Genomic DNA, 21,635 nt, shown 5'->3' with positions numbered 1-21,635 from the left:
GCTTGCACGCGCCGTTCCGCGCATATAGTTGTATTGTACAACTATATGCGCGGAGTCAAGCATGACCGGGCTTTCGCTGATCGACGACATTCGCGCGGCCTCGCGCCTGATGGTGCGGGAGCTCGGCTTCATGGATGCGACCGTGGCGGCATCGGACTATCCGCCGTCGGCCGTGCACACCATTCTGGAGATCGGTATCCGCGGCCCGATGAATTCGGGCGAGCTCGGCGATTTCCTGCGGCTGGAGAAATCGAGCGTCAGCCGCCTGGTGCGCAAGCTGATCGACTGCGGTGAGTTGCGGGAGACGCCCGACGAGACCGATGCACGCAGCAAGCTGCTGTCGCTGACGGCGAAGGGCCGCCGCACGCTAGAGGCGCTGCACGCGTTCGGACGGCAGCAGGTGAGCAGCGCCCTTGCCGCGCTGACGGAGGCCGAGCAGCGCACGGTGCGGGAAGGGATGATGCTCTATGCGCAGGCATTGCGTCAGAGCCGGGTGGAGGACGAGGGGCGGACTGCGGCGTGAGTCCGTAGCCCGGATGGAGCGGAGCGCAATCCGGGGCCTTGCGTGCGGCGGAAAGACTTTCCCGGATTGCGCTTCGCTCCATCCGGGCTACGACACCGGAGGTCGTGGCAAGCCTCTTCCTTACGTCCCGAACTCGTCGCGCATCCTGGCCTGGATCTTGGCCATGCCGCCGATCCAGCGATCGTAATTCTCCGTCTTCTTGCGCATGTAGCCGAGCACCTGCGGGTGCGGCAGGATCAGGAACGTCTCCTGCTCGAGACCGGCGAGCACGTCCTTGGCAACCTGCTCGGCCGAGAGATCGCCGTCGCCGGATTGCGGGCCCTTGGGGATCGAACGCAGCATGTTGGTGTCGACACCCTGCGGACAAAGGATCGAGACGCGGATGTTGTGCGCCTTGTGGGAGATCGCGAGATTTTCGGCAAAGCCGACCGCGGCATGTTTGGTGGTGGAGTACGCCGGACTGCCGACCTGCGACAGCAGGCCCGCGGCCGAGATGGTGTTGAGGAAATAGCCGCCGCCGCGCGCCTTCATGCGCGGGATCAGATGCCGCGCCGCATAGACATGCGCCATGACGTGAATGGCCCAGCTGCGCTGCCAGGGCTCATCCGAGGCGCCCCCGGCATTGACCGACATCGGATCGAAACCGCCGCCGATGCCTGCATTGGAGCAGAACAATTCGATCGGGCCGAACTGCCGCTCGGTCTCCTCGATGACGTGGGAAATATCCTTTTCCTGCGCGACATCGCATTTGAACGCCGCGCCATCCACCGTGGCTGCGACCGCCCGCGCATTGTCCGCGTCCATATCGGCGACGACGACCTTGGCCGCACCGGCCTTGTGAAAGGCTTCGCACAGCGCCTTGCCGATGCCGTTGGCGCCGCCCGTGACGACCACGACCTTGCCGGTCACTTGCATGCGACGTCTCCTCTTGTCTTATACCGCTTCGCTTATTCCGCCTCGCGGAGCTTGCTCAGCTCAACACGAGGTCGAGCACCGCGGTATAATGGCACGCCGCGCCGGCCAAGACAAAGCCGTGCCAGATCGCATTCTGGAAGCGCAGCCGTCGCCAGGCATGGAAGATCACGCCGAAGCTGTAGAGCAGGCCACCCGCAAGGATGAAGCCCAGCACCAGCGCAGGCAGCGCCTTGACCACGGAATCGTAGAGCATCACGCCGCTCCAGCCCATCGCGAGATAGATGCCGACCGCGACGCGGTCGAACCGGCCGGGGTAGAGAAGTTTCAGCACGATGCCGAGGAGTGCCACGCACCAGACGCCGGCGAGCAGCACCAGCGCGAACCCGCTGTCCTTCACTTCCAGGATGAACGGCGTGTAGGTCGCCGCGATCAGGAGATAGATCGCCGAATGGTCGAAGCGCCGCAGCAGCCATTTGGCCGGCGAGACCGGCCAGAGATTATAAGTCGCCGACAACACCAGCATCGAGAGCAGGCCGGCGACGTAGATCGAGACGCCGACGATGTCGGTCGCGTCGGCAAAGAGCACCGTCAGCACCACCAGCACGGTCGCGGCAATGAGGCCGCAGAGCACGCCGATCGCGTGGATCACGCCGTCGGCGATCAACTCGGCGCGGTCGTAATGCCAGCCGACCGCGTCGGCGGCTGCGTGGACGGAGGAGGATGCGAGCTGTTTCAGTTGGAAGACGGTCATGGCAATCCGCAAAGTGAGACAATACCCTCTTGTATGGGTGTTTCGGGACCGGCGCGTCGTTCAAACGGTTGACTTGCAAACGGCTGATTTGCAAACGGGTGATTTGCCGACAAAGGAGGTGGAAGTATGAAGCTTGATTTTCCCCACGCAATTGCCACTTTTGTGATCGGCCACACATTTTCTCCCGCCGAGATCACTTAACGTTCAAATGGCATTCAGTTTCCAGGATATGGTCGAAGAAGCGCGGCTGTCGGCGAGGGCGCTGATCGACTATGGCGAGCACTTCTTCAATCCGACCGTGCGGCTCGGGGTCACCGGCCTGTCGCGGGCCGGCAAGACGGTGTTCATCACCGCGCTGATCCACGGTCTGACGCGCGGCGGGCGGTTTCCGGTGTTCGAGGCCTATTCATCCGGACGGATCGCGCGGGCGCATCTGGCGCCGCAGCCGGACGACGCCGTGCCGCGCTTTGCCTATGAGAGCCATCTGCGCGCGCTGATCGAGGAGCGGCGCTGGCCGAGCTCGACTGTCGACATCAGCGAGCTCAGGCTCGTGATCGACTACCAGCGCCCGAACGGCGCCGACCGCACACTGACGCTCGACATCGTCGACTATCCCGGCGAGTGGCTGCTCGACCTGCCGCTGCTGCAGAAGAGCTTTGAGCAATGGTCAGCCGAAAGTCTCGCCCTGTCGCGCGAGGCGCCGCGCGTCCATCTTGCCGCGGACTGGCACGCGCATCTCGCAACCCTCAAGCCCGAGGCGCGCGAGGACGAGCAGGCGACGCTGACGGCCGCGAAGCTGTTCAGGGGCTATTTGCAAGGCTGCCGCGACGAGCGGTTTGCGATGAGCCTGCTGCCGCCCGGCCGCTTCCTGATGCCGGGCAATCTCGCCGACACACCGGCGCTGACCTTTGCGCCGCTCGACGTGCCCGCGGGCGGCCAGGCACCGGAGGGATCGCTGTGGGCGATGATGGTGCGCCGCTACGAGGCCTACAAGGACGTCGTGGTGCGGCCGTTCTTCCGCGATCATTTTGCCCGGCTCGATCGCCAGATCGTGCTGGCCGACGCACTCGCCGCGTTCAACGCCGGCCCCGAAGCATTGCACGATCTCGAAGCCGCACTCGCGGGCATTCTCGACTGCTTCAACATCGGCCGCAGCACGATCCTCTCCGGCCTGTTCCGGCCGCGGATCGACCGCGTGCTGTTCGCGGCGACCAAGGCGGATCATCTGCATCATTCCAGCCATGACCGGCTTGAGGCCGTGCTGCGCCGCGCGGTCACCCATGCGGTTGCGCGCGCGGAAACTACCGGCGCGGCGATCGACGTCGTCGCGCTCGCCGCCGTCCGCGCCACCCGCGAGGCGCAGGTCGCGCATGGCCGTGACAAATTGCCCTCGATCCTGGGGACGCCGGCCGCGGGCGAAAGCGCCGGCGGCGAGTTCTTCGACGGCAACACCGAGGTCGCGACCTTTCCGGGCGACCTGCCGCTCGATCCCGAGCCGCTGTTCAACGGCACCGACGCGTTCCGCGGGCTCTCGACCGAGGCCGCCGAGAAGAGCGATTTTCGCTTCCTGCGCTTCCGTCCGCCAAAGCTCGAGAGCGAGGGGGCCGACCAGCCGGCGCTGCCTCACATCCGCCTCGACCGTGCCTTGCAGTTCCTGATCGGAGACAAATTGTCATGAACGACCGATCGAAGCCACGGCGACCGGCGACGTTCCGGCTCGACGACCCCGGCGTCGTCGTCACCGAGGCCGACGAGACGACCCGGCTCGGCCGCACCACCATCCAGATCACGCCGGAGCCCGATCCGGCGAATTTGCCGGTGCCGATCGCATCCGCGCTCCCGGCGCGGCGCGGCTTCCCCTGGGGCGCATTGTTCTGGTCCGGCGTTGCCGGGCTGACGCTGCTCGGGGTCGGGCTCGGCGTCGTCCGTCTGATCGAGGATCTGTTTGCGCGCAGCGAAAGCCTCGGCTTCGTCGGACTGGCGCTTGCCTCCGTCACCGCGCTTGCGCTCGCGGTGGTGACCGGACGCGAGGCGTACGGGCTGGCGCGGCTGGCAACGATCGAAAAGCTGCATCAGCGCGCGGCCGCCGTCCTTGCCAGCGACGATCGCAAGGAGAGCCGCATCATCGTGCAGGATCTGCTCAAGATCGCACATCAGAACCCGCAGCTCGCGCGCGCCCGTGCCGCACTGGAGAGCCACGCCGGCGAGATCATCGACGGCGCCGACATGATCCGGCTCGCCGAGCGCGAATTGATGTCGCCGCTGGACATCGAGGCGCGGCGGCTGGTGTCGTCAGCCGCGCAGAAGGTCTCGATCGTCACGGCGGTTTCGCCCCGCGCGCTGATCGACGTGCTGTTCGTGTTCGTGGCCTCGCTGAGATTGATACGCCAGCTCGCTTTTCTCTATGGCGGCCGTCCCGGTGCGCTCGGCATGATCCGCCTGCTCCGCCACGTCATCGCCCATCTCGCCATCACCGGCGGCATGGCGGCGAGTGACAGCCTGGTGCAGCAGATGCTCGGCCACGGCATTGCGGCGAAGCTGTCGCAGCGGCTGGGCGAAGGCATGCTGAATGGATTGCTGACGGCCCGGCTAGGCCTGGCCGCGATCGACGTCACACGGCCGCTGCCGTTCGCGGCACTGCCGCCGCCGAAGCTGTCGGACCTCGCGACGGATCTGCTGCGGAAGAAAGACGAGGAGGAGTAGCGTTCTGTTTGCGCGACGCGCTCGTTTTCCCCTCTCCCCTTGTGGGAGAGGGTGGCTCGACGCGAAGCGGCGAGACGGGTGAGGGGTTTCTCTCCGCGAGTCCAACTCTCACTGGAATTTGCGGAGAGATACCCCTCATCCGGCGCTTCGCGCCACCTTCTCCCACAAGGGGAGAAGGGAATTCGGAGCTTGCCGCGCTAGCTGAGCATACGCCTCTCAAACTCGCCCGCCAGCACGCGCCACTGGAACAGCGGCGAGTCCTTTGGCGGCGACAACTCCGGCGTCCAGCCTGAGAGCTTCTCCAGCGTGTACGTGTCCATCACGAGGCCGCGCCAGCGGCGCTCGACCTGGCCGAGTTGCTCGCGCTTGGCCGGGATCGAATCCCACAGCGATGAGCGGTTGTCCGGTTCTCGCCCGACATAGATGCCCGCGTGGTCTCTGATCCGGTCCAGGCCGGGATCACGAAAGTCCTGGAAGCGGCCGCGCTCGTTGATCTCGATCACGGGCACGCGGCCCCTGAACAGCCAGCGCATCATGGCGTAGGTGCGGTAGTCGGTGGTGGCGATCCAGGTCGCGCCGGTCTCGTCCAATGCGGCCTGTGCGCGCGCGGCGACCTGCTCGTAACCGGACTCGGCACCGATCGGATCGATCTTCCCGAGCAAATTCCACGGCGTGGCGACGTAGTAGAGGAACACGACCACGACGAAAGCGATGCCCGAGACCACCGCCGTGTTGGCCCAGAACAGCGACGACCTGATCATTCGCGCCGATCTTCCTTCGCCCGCCAACATGGTGAGGTTGACAGCGGCGGCGGCGAAACCGACCGGCCACATGAACATCGGCCAGGTGTCGCCGACGCGGAGGGTCAGCGATTTCGCGAGGAAATAGAGAAACGGCACCAGGACCGCGGTCGACAGCAAAATCGCGACCGGCTCGCGCGTGCGATAGCCGCGCCACGCCGTCAGCACCACCCCCGTCAGCACCACCGGCAGCATGACGAAGCCGACCAGTCCGAATTGCAGGCCGATGTAGTCGCCGAAGGTGCGGAGCGAGATGCCGTAGCTGGTGGTGGCGCGCACGCCCTGGAAGCGAATCGCGGCCCAGTCGTGCTGCACGTTCCAGATCAGCACGGGCGAGAACACGACGATTGCGATCAGCACCGCGAGATACGGATAGGGACTGCGCAGCCAGCGCCAGCGCCAATCCGGCACCAGCAGAAAGGCGGCAACCGCCGGCGCGAACATGATCACGGTGAATTTCGACAGCATCGCCAATCCGGCGAACAGGCCGGCGGCGAGCCACCAGCGGCCGTCGCCGCCCTGCGCAAGCCGCACCAGGGACCACATCATCGCCACCGCAAACGGGATCATGGCGACATCGGGCGCGACCTTGGCCATCAGCAGGCCGTAATAGAGCGCGGCCTCCGGCATCAGCACCGCGAGCACGACGGCGCGCATGTCGTGGGTGAGGCGGCGGACGATATCGGCGAGCAGGAGCTGCGTCACCAGCATCGCGACGATGCCGCCGAAGCGCACACCGAGCCTGGTGTCGCCGAAGATCGCAGTGCCGAACCGGATCAGCCAGGCGATGCCGGGGGGATGATCCAGGAAGCTGAGCGCCGTCTCCTGCGACCACGTCCAGTAATAGGCCTCGTCCGTGCGCAGCTCGATGGCCGAGGCGTAGACGATGCGCAGCAGCGTCATCGCGGCGACGATCGCCGTGGCCATGACGAGCGGCCGGCGCGCCGCGCCGGCGGGGGGCATCGTGATGTCGGGAGCTGTCGCCACGGCGGCGCTTTTCGCCAACCTGGGAGGGGGAGTCAATGTTGTGGGGACTGAAGCTGGGACCGCATACACCGCTGTCGTCCCGGGGCGCGACGCAGTCGCGAGCCCGGGACCCATAACCACAGGAAGGGGTTTGGCGAGCTGATCACCACGAGTCGTCGCCAAACCCGGTCCTGTGGCTATAGGTCCCGGATCTGCGCGCGCCCAAGGGCGCGCTTGTCCGGGACGACGTCGAGTGTGCGGCGGCTTGCCGCGGATGTGATCCCGCAAGCTGTCCACCCCCGGAATTAAACGCGGCGCTGGCTGTTCTCCTTCATGAACTGATACAACAGAATCATGGCCGCAACCGCATCCTCACGATTTTCCGAGCTCTCCCGCGCCATCAGCTTGCGCCAGGTGCGGCTGGTCTGCGGCGTCATTCTGTTCGCCTATGTGGTCAGCCATTTCCTCAACCATGCGCTCGGCAATATCTCGGTCGATGCCATGGAGATCGGGGTCACCTACCACACGCTGTTCTGGCAGTTCCTGCCGGTAACGATCGTGTTCTACACGGCGGCGCTCACGCATATGGGGCTCGGCATCTATGCACTGTATGAACGCCGGCAGTTCCGCTGGCGGACGGTCGAGCCGCTGCAGCTCGTGCTGGGCTTGAGCATCCCCGCGCTGGTCATGGCGCATGTGATCGGGGTGCGGCTCGGCCAGACGCTGTACGGGCACCAAAAACTCTATCCGCAGGAACTCTACCTGTTCTTCGTCGCGTCGAACCGTATCTGGACGATGACGATCCTGCTTCTCATCGCCTGGGTGCACGGCTGCATCGGCATCTATTTCTGGCTTCGCCTCAAACCGTTCTTCACGCGCGCAGCGCCCTATCTGCTCGCGGCGGCCGTGCTGATCCCGACGCTGTCGCTGCTGGGTGTCTACCAGGGTGGCCGCAGCGTCGAGGTCGAGGCCGACGACGGGGAATGGCGGACGCACAATCTCACGCGCAGCCAGGTCGGCACGACGGCCGAGGCAGCGATGCTCGACCGCATCACCGGTGGCCTCACCGCCGGTTATCTCGGATTGCTCGCCTTGGCGCTCGCCGCACGCGGCGTACGGGCCTTGCGCGAACGACGCGGTGGCATGATCGCGCTATCCTACGGCAACGGCAAGACGGTGCGCGTCCCCAAGGGCCTCTCCGTGCTGGAGGCGAGCCTGCGCCACAATGTGCCGCATGCCAGCGTCTGCGGCGGCCGCGCCCGCTGCTCGACCTGTCGCATCCGCATCATCGGCGATCATGGCGCCCTGCCCGAGCCGTCGCAGCGCGAGGCGTTCGTGCTCACCCGTGTCGGCACCAGTGATCCCTCGATCAGGCTCGCCTGCCAGCTGCGACCGACGTCGGATCTCTCCTTCTTCCAGCTCTTCACCGCGCATACTCTGTCGGCGAACACACAGGCCTCGACGCCCGCCAGAATCGGCCAAGAGCGCTATCTCGTCAGCCTGTTCGTGGACATGCGCGGCTCGACGCAGCTCGCGGAGAAGCGGTTGCCGTTCGACACCGTGTTCATCGTCAACCGCTTCCTCGGCGCCGTCTCGCAGGCCGTGATCGAGAATGGCGGCCAGCCGAACCAGTTCGTTGGCGACGGCATGCTGGCGTTGTTCGGACTGAGCGCCGATCCGCAAACCGCCTGCCGGCAGTCGCTGAAGGCCGCCGCCGGCATCGCCAGGCAAATCGACGATCTGAACGAGCTCCTGAGCCACGATCTGCGCCAGCCGATCCGCTTCGGCATCGGCATCCACGGCGGCGAGGTCATCATCGGCGACATCGGCTATCGCGATCACATCGTGTTCACGGCGCTGGGCGATGCCGTCAACGTCGCGGCCCGCCTCCAGGACATGACCAAGACACTGGCCTGCGAAGCGATTGTCTCGGAGGAAGTCCGCCGCACCGCGGGCCTTGCCGACGATGCGCTGCCGCAGCAGGAGGTCGCGATCCGCGGCCGCGACGAACCGATGGCCGTGCGTGTGGTTGCGGACGCGAGGGCGCTGTCGGCGCTCGTCGATCGCGGCGAACGCGTGGCTGCGTGAGGCGCAACCTCGCCCCGCTTGCGGGGAGAGGTCGGATCGCGGAGCGATCCGGGTGAGGGGGACTCTCCGCGTGTCCAACTCTTACCATCCTTGCGGAAGCAGCCCCTCACCCCAACCCTCTCCCCGTAAGAACGGGGCGAGGGAGTGCACCGTCGCCGCGGTTACGACTCGACTCCGCGTAACACCGGCTTGCTGCAACGCAACGGCATGGGCCTGCTGCGAAAGCACGAATTGACTTCAACTGAGTCGTTGCGACACATGAGTGCGAGATCGCGGTGATGACCGTGATCCACCGAAAAGCTCCGGGAGGAGACCACATGTTCGATCGACGCGACCTGCTCAAAGGAGCGGGCCTTGCCGCTGTTGCGACTGCACTGAACTCAACCAAAGCGCTGGCACTCGACACCGTCACCCTGCCCTTCGCCAATGGCGAGCGGCCTTTGGTGAAATATCCGCAGAAGCGGCCGATGATCGGCCTGACCAGCCGTCCGCCGCAGCTCGAGACGCCGTTCGCGGTCTTCAACGACGGCCCGATCACGCCGAATAACGCGTTCTTCGTGCGCTATCACCTTTCGGACCTGCCCTACAGTCTCGACCCCGACAAGTTCACCCTCGAGGTCAAGGGCAAGGTCGACAAGCCGCTCAAGCTGTCGCTGAAGGACATAAGGAAGATGAAGGCGACCGAGATCGTCGCCGTCAACCAGTGCTCCGGCAACAGCCGCGGCTTCCTGGATCCGCGCGTGGCCGGTGGCCAGCTCGCCAACGGCGCGATGGGCAATGCGCGCTGGCGCGGCGTGCCGCTGAAGGCGGTGCTGGCGATGGCGGGCGTGCAGAGCGGCGCCAAGCAGGTCACCTTCAACGGCATGGACGGTCCGGTCAGCGACAAGACGCCCGATTTCGTCAAGGCACTCGATATCGATCACGCCAGCGACGGCGAGGTGATGCTGGCCTATGGCATGAACGGCGAGGACCTGCCGTTCCTCAACGGCTTTCCGCTGCGCCTGATCGTGCCCGGCTATTTCGGCACCTATTGGGTCAAGCACGTCAACGAGATCACCGTCATCGACAATGTCTATGACGGCTTCTGGATGAAGTCGGCCTATCGCATTCCGGACACGCCGAACAATGCGGTCGAGCCGGGCACCGCACCGAAGGCGACGATCCCGATCAATCGCTTCACCATCCGCTCCTTCATCACCAGCGTCCCCGATGGCGCCAAGCTGAAAGCAGGCGGCACGACGCTGCGCGGCATCGCCTTCGACGGCGGCAAGGGCATCAAGGAAGTCGCGGTCTCCACCGACGGCGGCAAGACCTGGACCGGCGCCAAGCTCGGCAAGGATCTCGGCAAATACTCATTCCGTGAATGGACGCTGCCGGTGAAGCTCGCGGCGGGCTCCCACGAACTCAAGGTGCGCGCCACCGGCAATGGCGGCGAAACCCAGCCGGATACGCCGCGCTGGAATCCGGCGGGTTACTTGCGCAACGTCGTCGAAACCGTCCGCGTCACCGTGGCTTGAGGGGAATGATCATGCAGCGCACCGTTTTCCTCGCCAGCACGCTCGCCCTCGCCGCCGTGGTGGGTTCGGCACTTGCGGCACCGGTCAATTACAAGACCCCCGATGAGGTCGCGGCGTTCAAGCCCGGGCCCAATCTTGAAGTCGTGCAGGGCAATTGCAGCGCCTGCCACTCCGCCGACTACATCAACACGCAGCCGCCGATGAAGGACAAGAAAGGTTTCTGGCAGGCCGAGGTCACCAAGATGATCAAGGTCTATGGCGCCCCCATCGACGATGCCGATGTCGGCAAGATCGTCGATTATCTGGCCGCGACTTATTGACGGATGGCGCGCGGCGCGCGGACCAAGTGACCGCGAAACGGGCAAATCCGGCAAAAACGCCGCGAAGTTGAGCGGAATTCGGCGAAAGGCGGATGTGGTTTGAGCTACCAAGCCAGCCACATTCCGCGTATCGTATTAGGACCGAACCGGCCGGTTGGCGGGGACTGGCGGTTCGCGATCTCGGAGGAAGACCCGCGGAGAAGTCGTGATGGCTAAAGGTACGGTCAAGTGGTTCAACCCGACGAAGGGTTATGGATTTATCCAGCCTGCGTCGGGCGGCAAGGATGTGTTCGTGCATATCTCGGCAGTGCAGAAAGCCGGTCTGTCGTCCCTGAACGAAGGACAGACGGTGGAATATGAAGAGATCGCAAACCGAGGCAAAAGCTCCGCAGAGAACCTCAAAGTATAAGCCCGCCGGCTGTTGCCAACTCCCGGATCGATCCGGGAGCCGGGCCAAGAAAATTTCAGAAGACGGTCAGTGCATTCGACGACAGGCGTTGCGATTGCACACGGAGAACTATTTGTCCCGCGAAGACCGCCCGATCAACGCCACAGCAACGACAATCGCGACAGCACTTCGTTAGTCCACCGGCAATGGTGCGTCGCGCTTGATCTCCTCCATCACCGCATAGGTTCGCGTTTCGCGCACGCCCGGCATCGACAGCAAGGTCTCGCCGAGGAAACGTCGATACGCGGTCATGTCCGCCAGCCGCGCCTTCACAAGATAGTCGAAGCCGCCGGCAACCATGTGACACTCCAGCACTTCGGGCGCGAGTTTCACCGCGCGGGCAAAACGCTCGAAATTATCAGGCGTGGTCTTGTCGAGCAGCACTTCGACGAACACCAGGAGCCCGAGGCCGAGCCGGTGCGGGTTGAGCCGCGCGCCATAGCCCTCGATAAAGCCCTCTCGCTGCAAACGCTTCAGCCGCTCGCCGATCGAGGTCGGCGACAGCCCGATGCGTTCCGCGAGCTCGACATTGGCGATTCGCCCGTCCTGCTGCAAAATCGAGAGGATTTTCCGGTCGGTTCGATCTAATTCCATACTTTATGAGGCCAAATGGCTGTGAGGCTTCATTTCCTAAGCCAAATCAGCTAAATTGTCTATCGAGCTAAGGTATCGCGGGCATTATCCTGGATTGGAGCCACAGGACACGCCATGCCGAACATTCCGCCTCTCTTCTCCGCCGCCTACGCGCCCGATGATGCCGATGTCGCCGCGCGCCTTTTGCCGTCTGCGCATCTCGGCCCGCCGCAGGAGGCGAGGATCGATCGCACCGCGACACGGCTGATCGAAGCCATCCGCAAGCGCGACGATCGACTTGGCGGCGGTCTTGGCGGCGTCGAGGACATGCTGCGGGAATTCGCGCTCTCGACCAAGGAAGGGCTCGCTTTGATGGTGCTGGCCGAGGCGCTGCTGCGCGTGCCTGACGCGCGCACCGCCGACCAGTTCATCGAGGACAAGCTCGGCGAGGGCGACTTCATCCACCACGAGACCAAGTCCACCGCCTTCCTGGTCAACGCCTCGGCCTGGGCATTGGGCCTCTCGGCACGGGTGATCCAGCCCGGCGAGACGCCCGACGGCACCATCGGCCGGCTGGTGAAGCGGCTGGGCGCACCGGCCGTGCGCACCGCCACACGCCAGGCGATGCGGCTGATGGGCAATCATTTCGTCCTGGGCGAGACCATCGCGCAGGCCTTGGAGCGGGCCCGGCCGCGCTCCGGTGAGAGGGCGCGCTATTCCTTCGACATGCTCGGCGAAGGCGCCCGCACCGCCACTGACGCCAGGCGCTATTTCGACGCCTATGCCAGTGCCATCGAGACGATCGGCAAGGCGGCCGGCAACCATCCCCTGCCCGACCGGCCCGGCATCTCCGTCAAGCTCTCGGCGCTGCATCCGCGCTTCGAGGCGATCAGCCGCGACCGCGTGATGGCTGAGCTGGTGCCGCAACTGCTGGACCTGGCGCAGCGCGCCAAGGCCCATGATCTCAACTTCACCGTCGATGCCGAGGAAGCCGACCGGCTGGAATTGTCCCTCGACGTGATCGCGGCAACGCTCGCCGATCCCTCGCTTGCCGGTTGGGACGGATTTGGCCTCGCGATCCAGGCCTATCAGAAGCGCGCCGGCGACGTGATCGACTATGTCGATGCGCTGGCCCGCGCGCATGGCCGCAAGCTGATGGTGCGGCTGGTCAAGGGCGCCTATTGGGACACCGAGATCAAGCGCGCGCAGGAGCGCGGGCTCGACGGCTATCCCGTGTTCACGCGCAAGGCGATGACGGATCTGAACTACGTCGCCTGCGCGTCAAAACTGCTCGGCTTGCGGCCGCGGATCTTCCCGCAATTCGCTACCCACAACGCGCTGAGCGTCGCGACCGTGCTGGAGCTTGCCGGTGCGAACGGCGGCTTCGAATTCCAGCGCCTGCATGGCATGGGCGAGGCGCTCTACGAGCAGCTCGCCAAGGATCACCCCGAGATCGCCTACCGCACCTACGCCCCGGTCGGCAGCCATCGCGACCTGCTCGCTTATCTGGTGCGGCGACTACTGGAGAACGGTGCCAACTCCTCCTTCGTGGCGCAGGCGGCCGATTACCGCGTGCCGGTTACGGCGCTGTTGCAACGTCCGGCGGATGCCATCGTCCGGCCGCAGCAGGCCGCCCATCCCAAGATTCCGCTGCCGGGCGATCTGTTCGCGCCGGAGCGGCGCAATTCGCGCGGCGTCGAATTCGGCGCGCGCGCTGCGCTCGAGCGGTTGCTGACGGATGTCAAGGCCGAGACGATCGACCTCAGGCCTGTCACTGAGGCAACGCCGGATCAGGCCAATGCGGCAGTGGCTGCGGCGCGCGCGGGCTTTGCCGCCTGGAGCCGGACTCCGGCAGCCACGCGCGCGGCGGCGCTGGAGCAGGCCGCGCATCTTCTGGAGAACCGCGCACCCCATTTCATCGCGCTGCTGCAGCGTGAGGGCGGCAAGACGCTCGACGATGCCCTGTCGGAGCTGCGCGAGGCCGCCGACTTCTGCCGCTATTACGCCGCGCAGGGTCGCAAGCTGTTCGGCAGCGATGTGGCGATGCCCGGTCCGACCGGCGAGAGCAATGCGCTGGCCATGCGCGGCCGCGGCGTCTTCGTGGCGATCTCGCCCTGGAATTTTCCGCTGGCGATCTTCCTCGGCCAGGTCACGGCAGCGCTGATGGCCGGCAACAGCGTGGTGGCCAAACCCGCAGAGCAGACCCCGCGCGTTGCGGTGGAGGCGGTGCGGCTGCTGCACGAGGCCGGCATCCCCGCAAGCGCGCTGCACCTCATCGCCGGCGACGGCCGCGTCGGCGCCGCGCTGACGGCGCATCCCGATATCGCCGGAATCGTCTTCACCGGCTCAACCGAGGTCGCGCGCAGCATCAACCGGGCGCTGGCAGCCAAGGACGGGCCGATCGTGCCGCTGATCGCGGAGACCGGCGGCATCAACACCATGATCGCGGATGCGACCGCATTGCCCGAGCAGGTCGCAGACGACGTCGTCACGTCGGCGTTTCGTTCCGCCGGCCAGCGCTGCTCGGCGCTGCGGCTGCTGTTCGTGCAGGAGGACGTCGCCGACCGCATGATCGAGATGATCGCGGGCGCGGCGCGCGAGTTGAAGATCGGCGACCCCAGCGACGTCGCGACCCATATCGGACCGGTGATCGATAGCGAGGCAAGGCAGCGCCTCGATGCGCACATCGCACGAATGAAGAGAGAGGCGCGGCTGCACTTTGCCGGCAGCGCGCCGGAGGGCTGCTTCGTCGCGCCGCATATTTTCGAGCTTGGGGATGCCGGCCAGCTGACCTCCGAGGTGTTCGGCCCGATCCTCCACGTGGTGCGCTACCCTGCCGAAAATCTCGAACGCGTCCTGCAAGCCATCGAACGCACCGGCTATGGGCTGACGCTCGGCATCCATTCCCGCATCGACGATACGATCGAGGCGATGGTCGACCGCGTGCAGATCGGCAACATCTACGTCAACCGCAACATGATCGGCGCCGTGGTCGGCGTGCAGCCGTTCGGCGGCAACGGCCTGTCCGGAACTGGCCCGAAAGCCGGCGGCCCGCACTACCTCGCGCGCTTTGCGACCGAGCAGACCGTGACGATCAACACCGCAGCAGCCGGCGGCAACGCTGCCCTGCTCGCAGGGGATGAGTGAGTCGCGGCGAGGAGCGTTGCATCCCGCCGAAACATCGGTCTAATGCTGCCCGTGACGTGGCCCTCGCCAATTCCAGCGCGCGGGAAACAACACGAGCGAGGGAGCGACGCCGCGATGGAAAAGGGCATTTTTGCAGGGCTCAAGGTGCTGGATTGCGCGAGCTTCATCGCAGCACCAGCGGCCGCGACCGTGCTGTCGGATTTCGGCGCCGACGTCGTCAAGATCGAGCCGCCCGGTGCCGGCGATCCCTACCGCAATCTGCCCAACATTCCGGGCTATCCGACCAGTGAGCACAATTTCGCCTGGCTGCTGGAGGCCCGCAACAAGAAGAGCATCGCGCTCGACCTCGCAAAGCCCGAGGCGCAGGCCGTGCTCTACAAGCTGGTGGAAGAGGCCGACGTCTTCATCACCAACATGCCGCCGCCGGTGCGCACCAAGCTCGGCATCACCTATGACCATCTCGCCCATCTCAATGATCGCCTGATCTACGCCTCCTTCACCGGCTATGGCGAGAAAGGCGAAGAGGCCAACAAGCCCGGCTTCGACAGCAACGCCTATTGGGCGCGCTCCGGCCTGATGGACCTCGTCCGCGCCGACACCGACACGACGCCGGCCCGCTCGGTCGCCGGCATGGGCGACCATCCCTGCGCCATGGCATTCTACGGCGCCATCGTCACCGCGCTGTATCAGCGCGAGAAGACCGGCAAAGGCTCGCATGTCGCCTCCAATCTGATGGCAAACGGCGTGTGGGCTGCGAGCGTGCTGGCACAGGCAAAGCTCTGCGGCGCCAAGTTTGCCGAGCGGCGGCCGCGCGAACGCGCGTTGAACGCGGTCGCCAACCACTACCAGTGCAAGGATGGCCGCTGGCTGATCCTGTCGCTGCTGAGCGAGGAGAAGCAGTTTCCGACGCTCGCCAGGTGTCTCGGCCGCGAAGACCTCATCACCGATCCGCGTTTCGCTACCAAACCCGACCGCCACGCCCGCTCCGTCGAGCTGATCAAGATCTTCGACGAAACCTTTGCGACCAGGGATCTCGCCGAATGGCGCAAGATCCTCGACGGCAACGGACTCGTGTTCGGCATCGTCGGCATCCTGGACGACATCCCGAACGACAAGCAGATGCTCGACAACGAGGTGCTGGTGCCGTTCGAGAACGACACCATGCTCACCATCTCCAGCCCGATCTGGATCGATGGCGCCAAGAAAGTGCGGCCGCGCAAGCCGCCCGGCGTCGGCGAGCACAGTGACGAGATTTTGCGTGGCGCGGGATACGACGAGGCGGCGATCAAGCAGCTGCGGTCGCAGGGGGCGGTGGGGTAGGGCGGCTACGCGGTGATACATCCACGCTGTCGTCCCGGCCTAGTGCGCAATTGCGCACGGGGGCCGGGACCCATATCCCAGAGAGGAAGTTGGCGGACGAAGCTGATAACTCCAAGTCTTCGCCAAACCACGTTCGGTGGTTATGGGTCCCGGCCTTCGCCGGGACGACCGTAAGGGAATAGCTTGCTTCAACAATCACCGTCATCGCGAGGTCCCATGCCCAGCTACCGCCTGCACTACTTCCCCGAATCCGGCAACAGCTACAAGCTGGCGCTGATGCTGACGCTTTGCGGCGAGAGGTTCGAGCCGGTCTGGACCGACTTTGCCGGCGGCGTCACGCGCACGCCGGAATGGCGCAAGAGCGTGAACGAGATGGGCGAAATTCCCGTGCTCGAGGTCGACGGTGTGAAGATGACGCAGACTGCGCCTCTCCTGCTCAAGCTTGCCGAGCAGTACGGGCGTTTCGGTGCCGAGACCGAGCAGGAAAAGTTCGAGCTGCTGCGCTGGCTGTTCTGGGACAACCACAAGCTCACCGGCTACATGGCGACCTACCGCTTCATGCGCGCCTTCACGCAAAGCAACGATCCGCAGGTGCTGAAACACTTTCGCAGGCGGCTCGAAGACTTCCTCGGCATTCTCGACGGCCATCTCCAGCACAATGAATTTGCGATCGGCACCAGGCCGACCGTCGCCGATATCTCGATGATGGCCTATCTGCACTATCCGAGCGACGAGCACGGCTTCGATTTCGCGGAAAGCTATCCCGCCATCCACGCCTGGCTTGGCCGCATGGCCGCACTGCCCGGGTGGAAGCCGGCCTACGAGCTGCTGCCCGGCAAGCGGATGACGAATTACGCGAAGTGAGTGCGCTCGCGCCACTTCGTCTCGGCCGTCATGGCCGGGCTTGTCCCGGCCATCCACGATCATGAGCGGGGACACCAGAACGTGGATGCCCGGGACAAGCCCGGGCATGACGAAAGAAAGCTACTTCAGCGCCAGCCAGCCGAGCGTGAACAGGATTCCGCCGATGATGACGACGACCGCGACCGCCCAGGTGCTGACGCGGATGCTGCCGGTGACCTGCTTGGCCTCTTCATTCTGCGCGATCTCGCGATTGCGCTCCTTGTTGGCGTCGCTCGTATTCGTCATGGGTCATCCAAATCGCTTGTGGGCTTTATCTTGCGCGTGATCTTCTCGGAAAACCGCTGCACACTTTTCCGGATCACGCGCTAACGCGTCTTGATGAAGCACATGCCGATGCGGCGCGAGGCCGCGGCAGCCTGACAGGTCAATCCTTTAGCACAGCTCCATGACGTAAAACTCCTGTCGGCCGATCCCGATCCCGCATCTTCCAGGGAACAATGCGCGCCCCAGCCGTCCTGATATTCGGTCCCGGCCAGCTCAGTGCTGCCGCGGGTCTGCGGCCGGCTGGCAAATCCGCGTGAGAAATCAGGACGTTTGCCTGCGGCCATCGCGGTCAGGATGTCGCGGCGGCGGACCTGGTCGCCCAGAAAATGCGGCGAATCCGGCACGATGGCGGCATTGGACGGCTTGTCCGCGAGCCAATCGACGCCGGGGAAATGAAAGCCGCCAATGCCGCGGGTCTGGTGGCAGCCGGAACAAGTGACGTCGTTGAGGCGGCGCTGGAAACCCGCGACCGAGCGGACGTTCTGGAGATCGATGCCACGCGCCGCCGCCTGCTTCAGCGCCCCAACCACGTCGCTGTCGGAGAAGACCGGCTCGCCTTGTCCCTCTCCGTTGCCCTCCCCTTGCATCATCCCGAACTCCGGCTGCAACGGAGACGCATCGAGGCCGGCGGGCGTCGGCACGATTGCAGCCTTGGCCAGGAATTTCTCCGGGATCAGCACCGTGCCGCGATCGAAGTCGCGAAGATGATCGGGAGCGAGCAGCCAATCCCTGAAGTCGCGCCGGAGATCATTGTCGGCGAGAATGCGGTCGCGGTCGATCTGGTTCTCCAGCGTCGATTCCTCGAAGGTCTTCGAGGCAGCGTCGTACTTGAACACCTTGAGCAGATAGTCGGAGCGGAAATCATGCAGCGCCGATTTCGCTGCAACCGAGATCTGAACATTGGTCTCGATGCGATCGAGCATCGCGTCGTAAGGGAAGAAGTCGCTGCCGATCAGCCCCTGCCAGTCGCCATTGCCCAGCCAGCGTCGCGCGACCTCGGCGCAGGTGATCGGCTTGCCGTTCCCGTCCATCTGGCGCGCGTCGCGCGCCTTCATCACCAGATTGAGCGTCATCGGCAGCCGCGTGGCTGTCCTGCCGCTATCCGGCTTGGTCTCGAAACGCGCGAGACGATAGATCAGCCTGATCTCGCCGCAAGAGTCTTCCGAGACATAGGCGCGGTCCATGCGGTTGACGATGCCGGCCAGCACGAAACGGGTGTCGCGGGATTTCAGATTGGCGCGATCGAACAATTGTACGTCGAAGCCCTCGCCGACGCCGATGGTCTCGGTCGGATATGCCGCCTTCTGCCGCGCGACGTAACGGTCGATCTCGGCGTCGATTGCGGGGCGAATTTCCTTGAGCTGCGACAGCCACGAAAACATCAGATCGGTCGTCAGCGGAAAGTTCGCGTTCCGCTCCGGCCACAACAGGCGCGAGATCGTGAGCGCATCGTGCTGGTCGAGCTCGCGCAGGAGATCGGGATCGGTGATCGCCGTGCCGCGCGCCAGTTGCGCGTTCTCCGCGGCCAACAACGACACGATGCCGCCGAAAAACACGGCGGCGGCAACGAGAATTCGCAAGGCGCGGCTCATGGCTTAGGTAACACCGCGCAGGGACGGCTATTCAAGCAAAAAGGCGCTTCACACGGTGGTGAAGCGCCTCTTCGAAAGTCGGATATGAGGCGTTCAGCGCGCGACGATCAGCCCCTTGCTGGTGACGACCACCCACCGGCCGTCCTGACGGCGGATCGCATCGACACGGCCGACGCCCGGGATGGGGTCACCGGCATAAACCTCGTAGAGGCCACCGCGGCCTTCGACCAGTGCGCCGCCGTTGGAGACGTCGCGCAGCACCCAGCCTTCGACCGTCGGCAACCGGCCGACCTCGGTCTTGGGTGCGGCGGGAGCCGGCGCAGCTGCGGCGGTCGCAACCTGGGTCGGCGCGATCGAGCCGGTGGTCTCACGGGCCGGCACGGCGGCTGCGGCTTGGGCGGGCGCCGCCGGCGGGGTGGCACGGAGCTTGTCGACGGTCTCGGACAGCTTCGCGATTTTGGCCATCGGCTCGGCCTGCGCCTTCTCGAGCTTGTCGAGGCGGTCGTTGGTCCGGTTGAACTGGCCGAGGCCGGTCTTGGAGGTGTGCTCGACATTGGCCTTGAGCGCGACGACATCGGCATCGATCCGGGCGACCGAGGATTCCAGCGCGCTGGTGTCGGCAACCTGTGCCGGCGCCGGGCTTGCGAAGTGCATCATCCCTGCGGTCGCGAGCGCGCCACTGATGGCGCCGACACTGGCCGCAATCGCTACCACCGCGGCCATGGCCGACAGGCGGCGCTTGCCGCCGGTCTCGCGTGGCTCGTCCGCCTTCACATGCGGCGCAAACTCCTCACGGTCCCAGGACCGCTCCGCGGGTGTCATGACGATGAGCTTGCCGGGCTTTGGCTCGGACCTGGTCTCAGGCTTGGTCTCGGTCGTGGTTTCGGCCTTGGCATCGAACTTCGGCGCCTCGATCCTCGATGCCTCGATTTTTGGCGGCTCGATCTTGACCGGGTCGGGCTTCGGCGGCGTCTCGTGGTCGGGGGCAATCGAGGGGGCCTCGATGCCGGCGGCAGCCTCGATGGCCTGTGGCACGGTCGCTGCGGCTTCGACGACGCCAGTATCCTGGGCGGCCCGCTCGGGCATTGGTTCGCTCACGGCTCAAATACTCCAGTCTCGGTTGACCTTTTGGTAACTTTCATTGCTTGCGAATTCCTTACCTCCGGACCCGCTTACCGAAATTTTAGGAAGTCTTCCGGGGCCGAATTGGGCCGGGAACGTGGAACCGGTGTGGCGCTGTGCAACAAATTGTCAGCCGATGCTGCCCTGCGGCAGGCCACGTTCCCGCCAGAACAGGCTGTTTGCCCGCCCCTGTTACCCCGCTAACATGACTGCCTGTCAGCCAGAACGGCTGCAGAGGCCCTTGGGGGGTGTCATGACGATCGAGAAGTGCATCAACGAGTTTGGCGTCGATGACATCATCTTCGAGGAGGGCTCGACCGGCCGCGAGCTTTACGTTGTCCTCGACGGGGAGGTCGAGATCGCCAAGATCAGCGGCGCCAGCAAGACCAGCATCATCAAACTCGGCAAGGGCGAATTCTTCGGCGAAATGGCCGTGATCGACGGCTCGGCACGTTCGGCGACCGCGATCGCGGCGGCGCCGAACACCAGGGTGATGAGGGTCAACCACGCCCGCTTCGTCTATCTCGTCAGCCAGCAGCCGGCGTTTGCGCTGATGGTGATGGACGCGCTGTCGAAGCGCCTGCGCGCCGCCAACGCGGTCAGCTACCGGGCGGCCCAATCATGAGCGACGGCAAGCCGACGGCCTTTCCGGTCCTGATGAAGAACGACACCTGCTCGCTGATCCAGGCGGCGGACGACGTCTACCAGATCCGTTTCTCCAATCGCGCCGCCAACGTCTATCTCGTGCGCGGCTCGGCGCGGACCATCCTGATCGATACCGGGCTGTCCTCGAATTATGCGGCGATGGTCGAATGCCTGAACTTCGTCGGCTGCCCGCCGGAGAAGATCGACATGGTGGTGCTCAGCCACGAGCATCTCGACCACATCGGCGCGGCCTGGCACTTCAACGAGCGTCGCACCTTCGTCGCCGCCCATCGCCTCGCAGCCAACAAGATCATGCTGCGCGACGACTTCTCGATGCTGCGCAAGATGTTCAACGAGCCGAACGTGCCTGTTAACATCGACATCTGGCTCGAGGAGGGCAATCTGATCGACCTCGGCAATTTCCGTCTCAACGTGATGCACACGCCCGGCCACACCTCGGCCTGCATCACGCTGTTCGACCAGGACAAGGGGCTGTTGTTCGCCGCCGATACGCTCATGCCAGGCGGCGTGATGGGCGGCGTGTTCGGCTCGGGCAGCATCGCCGACTACATCGAATCGCTGGAGCGGCTCAAAGGATTGAACGCGAAGATCCTGCTGTCAGGCCACGGCCGGCTGTCGGACACGCCACAGGAAGACGTGCGCATCGCCATCGCGCGGTCGCACGGTCTACTGGAGGACACCGCACAATTGTTCGACGCGCTGGATGCGCGCTCGAACTTCGAACCGATCATGCAATCGGTGCGGGATCTGAACAAGCTGGACGATTAGGTGGGCTGGCGGCTGCGTGTGCCCGCGAGGCGAAGCACCGATGTCCCCACAACGTCGTCCTGGCGAAAGCCAGGACCCATACCGCGAGGTCTATCGGTTGTACGCAGCAGGCGTACCGAACGATGAATCTTCGCCACTTCTCCCTGGGGTAATGGGTCCCCTGAGTTCACAAACGAAGTGCAACACTTCCATCTGGAGGTGTTGCCATGGGGCGGACTTACAAACAGC

General features: G+C 65.0%; 19 protein-coding genes. 12 read left to right on the top strand and 7 right to left on the bottom strand.

From position 1 onward, the window contains the following. The first annotated feature begins 61 nt into the window (after positions 1–61). Positions 62–523 carry a MarR family winged helix-turn-helix transcriptional regulator gene (locus tag AC0L3U_RS35050; RefSeq protein WP_473364736.1) on the top strand — a complete coding sequence of 154 codons (462 nt, stop codon included), beginning with the start codon at positions 62–64 and terminating at the stop codon, positions 521–523. 120 nt (positions 524–643) lie between these two features. Here the strand turns inward: AC0L3U_RS35050 and AC0L3U_RS35045 are convergent, their stop codons facing one another. Next, complete coding sequence (locus AC0L3U_RS35045; protein WP_473364735.1) at positions 644–1,438, bottom strand: SDR family oxidoreductase; 795 nt, start codon at positions 1,436–1,438, stop codon at positions 644–646. Positions 1,439–1,493: 55 nt separating this feature from the next. Then, positions 1,494–2,189, bottom strand: a complete 696-nt coding sequence (trhA, locus tag AC0L3U_RS35040; protein ID WP_473364734.1) for a PAQR family membrane homeostasis protein TrhA — start codon at positions 2,187–2,189, stop codon at positions 1,494–1,496. A gap of 208 nt (positions 2,190–2,397) precedes the next feature. On the opposite strand from trhA, the gene AC0L3U_RS35035 reads away from it, so the two are divergent. After that, positions 2,398–3,867 (top strand): YcjX family GTP-binding protein, encoded by a 1,470-nt coding sequence (locus tag AC0L3U_RS35035; RefSeq protein WP_473364733.1) that lies wholly within the window; start codon positions 2,398–2,400, stop codon positions 3,865–3,867. Then, a complete protein-coding gene (locus AC0L3U_RS35030; protein ID WP_473288132.1) occupies positions 3,864–4,892 on the top strand; it encodes a YcjF family protein in 1,029 nt (342 codons plus the stop codon). Before AC0L3U_RS35035 ends, AC0L3U_RS35030 begins: the two co-directional genes overlap by 4 nt. Positions 4,893–5,089: 197 nt before the next feature. Here the strand turns inward: AC0L3U_RS35030 and AC0L3U_RS35025 are convergent, their stop codons facing one another. After that, a complete protein-coding gene (locus tag AC0L3U_RS35025) occupies positions 5,090–6,655 on the bottom strand; it encodes a glycosyltransferase family 39 protein (RefSeq protein WP_473364760.1) in 1,566 nt (521 codons plus the stop codon). Positions 6,656–7,012: 357 nt separating this feature from the next. On the opposite strand from AC0L3U_RS35025, the gene AC0L3U_RS35020 reads away from it, so the two are divergent. From AC0L3U_RS35020 to AC0L3U_RS35005, 4 genes are all read left to right on the top strand, one after another. After that, positions 7,013–8,746, top strand: a complete 1,734-nt coding sequence (locus AC0L3U_RS35020) for an adenylate/guanylate cyclase domain-containing protein (protein ID WP_473364732.1) — start codon at positions 7,013–7,015, stop codon at positions 8,744–8,746. Positions 8,747–9,063: 317 nt separating this feature from the next. Then, the gene (gene sorA, locus AC0L3U_RS35015) at positions 9,064–10,263 is read left to right on the top strand and encodes a SorA family sulfite dehydrogenase catalytic subunit (protein ID WP_473364731.1); all 1,200 of its coding nucleotides are present in this window, start codon (positions 9,064–9,066) and stop codon (positions 10,261–10,263) included. A gap of 11 nt (positions 10,264–10,274) precedes the next feature. Further along, on the top strand, positions 10,275–10,583 hold the full coding sequence (gene sorB / locus AC0L3U_RS35010) for a SorB family sulfite dehydrogenase c-type cytochrome subunit (protein ID WP_473364730.1): 309 nt from the start codon (positions 10,275–10,277) through the stop codon (positions 10,581–10,583). A gap of 208 nt (positions 10,584–10,791) precedes the next feature. Beyond that, positions 10,792–10,992, top strand: coding sequence for a cold-shock protein (locus tag AC0L3U_RS35005; RefSeq protein WP_007596519.1), 201 nt, complete (start codon positions 10,792–10,794; stop codon positions 10,990–10,992). Positions 10,993–11,163: 171 nt separating this feature from the next. Here AC0L3U_RS35005 and AC0L3U_RS35000 read toward each other — a convergent pair whose 3' ends face one another. Continuing rightward, on the bottom strand, positions 11,164–11,625 hold the full coding sequence (locus AC0L3U_RS35000; protein ID WP_007596520.1) for an Lrp/AsnC ligand binding domain-containing protein: 462 nt from the start codon (positions 11,623–11,625) through the stop codon (positions 11,164–11,166). A 114-nt stretch (positions 11,626–11,739) separates the two neighbouring features. Between AC0L3U_RS35000 and putA the strand changes: the two genes are divergently transcribed. The 3 genes from putA to AC0L3U_RS34985 all read left to right on the top strand — a co-directional run bounded on the left by putA (position 11,740) and on the right by AC0L3U_RS34985 (position 16,935). Then, positions 11,740–14,751: a bifunctional proline dehydrogenase/L-glutamate gamma-semialdehyde dehydrogenase PutA gene (gene putA / locus AC0L3U_RS34995; RefSeq protein ID WP_473364729.1), complete on the top strand. Its 3,012-nt coding sequence runs from the start codon at positions 11,740–11,742 to the stop codon at positions 14,749–14,751. A 114-nt stretch (positions 14,752–14,865) separates the two neighbouring features. Continuing rightward, entirely contained in the window at positions 14,866–16,071 is a 1,206-nt protein-coding gene (locus AC0L3U_RS34990) for a CaiB/BaiF CoA transferase family protein (RefSeq protein ID WP_473364728.1), read from the top strand. 216 nt (positions 16,072–16,287) lie between these two features. Then, positions 16,288–16,935, top strand: a complete 648-nt coding sequence (locus tag AC0L3U_RS34985; RefSeq protein ID WP_473364727.1) for a glutathione S-transferase family protein — start codon at positions 16,288–16,290, stop codon at positions 16,933–16,935. Positions 16,936–17,055: 120 nt separating this feature from the next. Here the strand turns inward: AC0L3U_RS34985 and AC0L3U_RS34980 are convergent, their stop codons facing one another. The 3 genes from AC0L3U_RS34980 to AC0L3U_RS34970 form a co-directional block, all read right to left on the bottom strand. Further along, the gene (locus tag AC0L3U_RS34980; RefSeq protein WP_473364726.1) at positions 17,056–17,220 is read right to left on the bottom strand and encodes a hypothetical protein; all 165 of its coding nucleotides are present in this window, start codon (positions 17,218–17,220) and stop codon (positions 17,056–17,058) included. Positions 17,221–17,300: 80 nt separating this feature from the next. Further along, a complete protein-coding gene (locus AC0L3U_RS34975) occupies positions 17,301–18,851 on the bottom strand; it encodes a hypothetical protein (RefSeq protein ID WP_473364725.1) in 1,551 nt (516 codons plus the stop codon). A 93-nt stretch (positions 18,852–18,944) separates the two neighbouring features. Beyond that, positions 18,945–19,937, bottom strand: a complete 993-nt coding sequence (locus tag AC0L3U_RS34970; protein ID WP_473364759.1) for a hypothetical protein — start codon at positions 19,935–19,937, stop codon at positions 18,945–18,947. A 289-nt stretch (positions 19,938–20,226) separates the two neighbouring features. Between AC0L3U_RS34970 and AC0L3U_RS34965 the strand changes: the two genes are divergently transcribed. After that, complete coding sequence (locus AC0L3U_RS34965) at positions 20,227–20,598, top strand: Crp/Fnr family transcriptional regulator (RefSeq protein ID WP_473346944.1); 372 nt, start codon at positions 20,227–20,229, stop codon at positions 20,596–20,598. Continuing rightward, entirely contained in the window at positions 20,595–21,407 is an 813-nt protein-coding gene (locus AC0L3U_RS34960; RefSeq protein WP_027520235.1) for an MBL fold metallo-hydrolase, read from the top strand. Before AC0L3U_RS34965 ends, AC0L3U_RS34960 begins: the two co-directional genes overlap by 4 nt. Positions 21,408–21,635 lie beyond the last annotated feature (228 nt).

This window comes from Bradyrhizobium sp. Kon69, from assembly GCF_055807515.1.
Note: the sequence above shows the minus strand (reverse complement) of the source record. Positions and strands in the feature narration are given on the sequence as shown.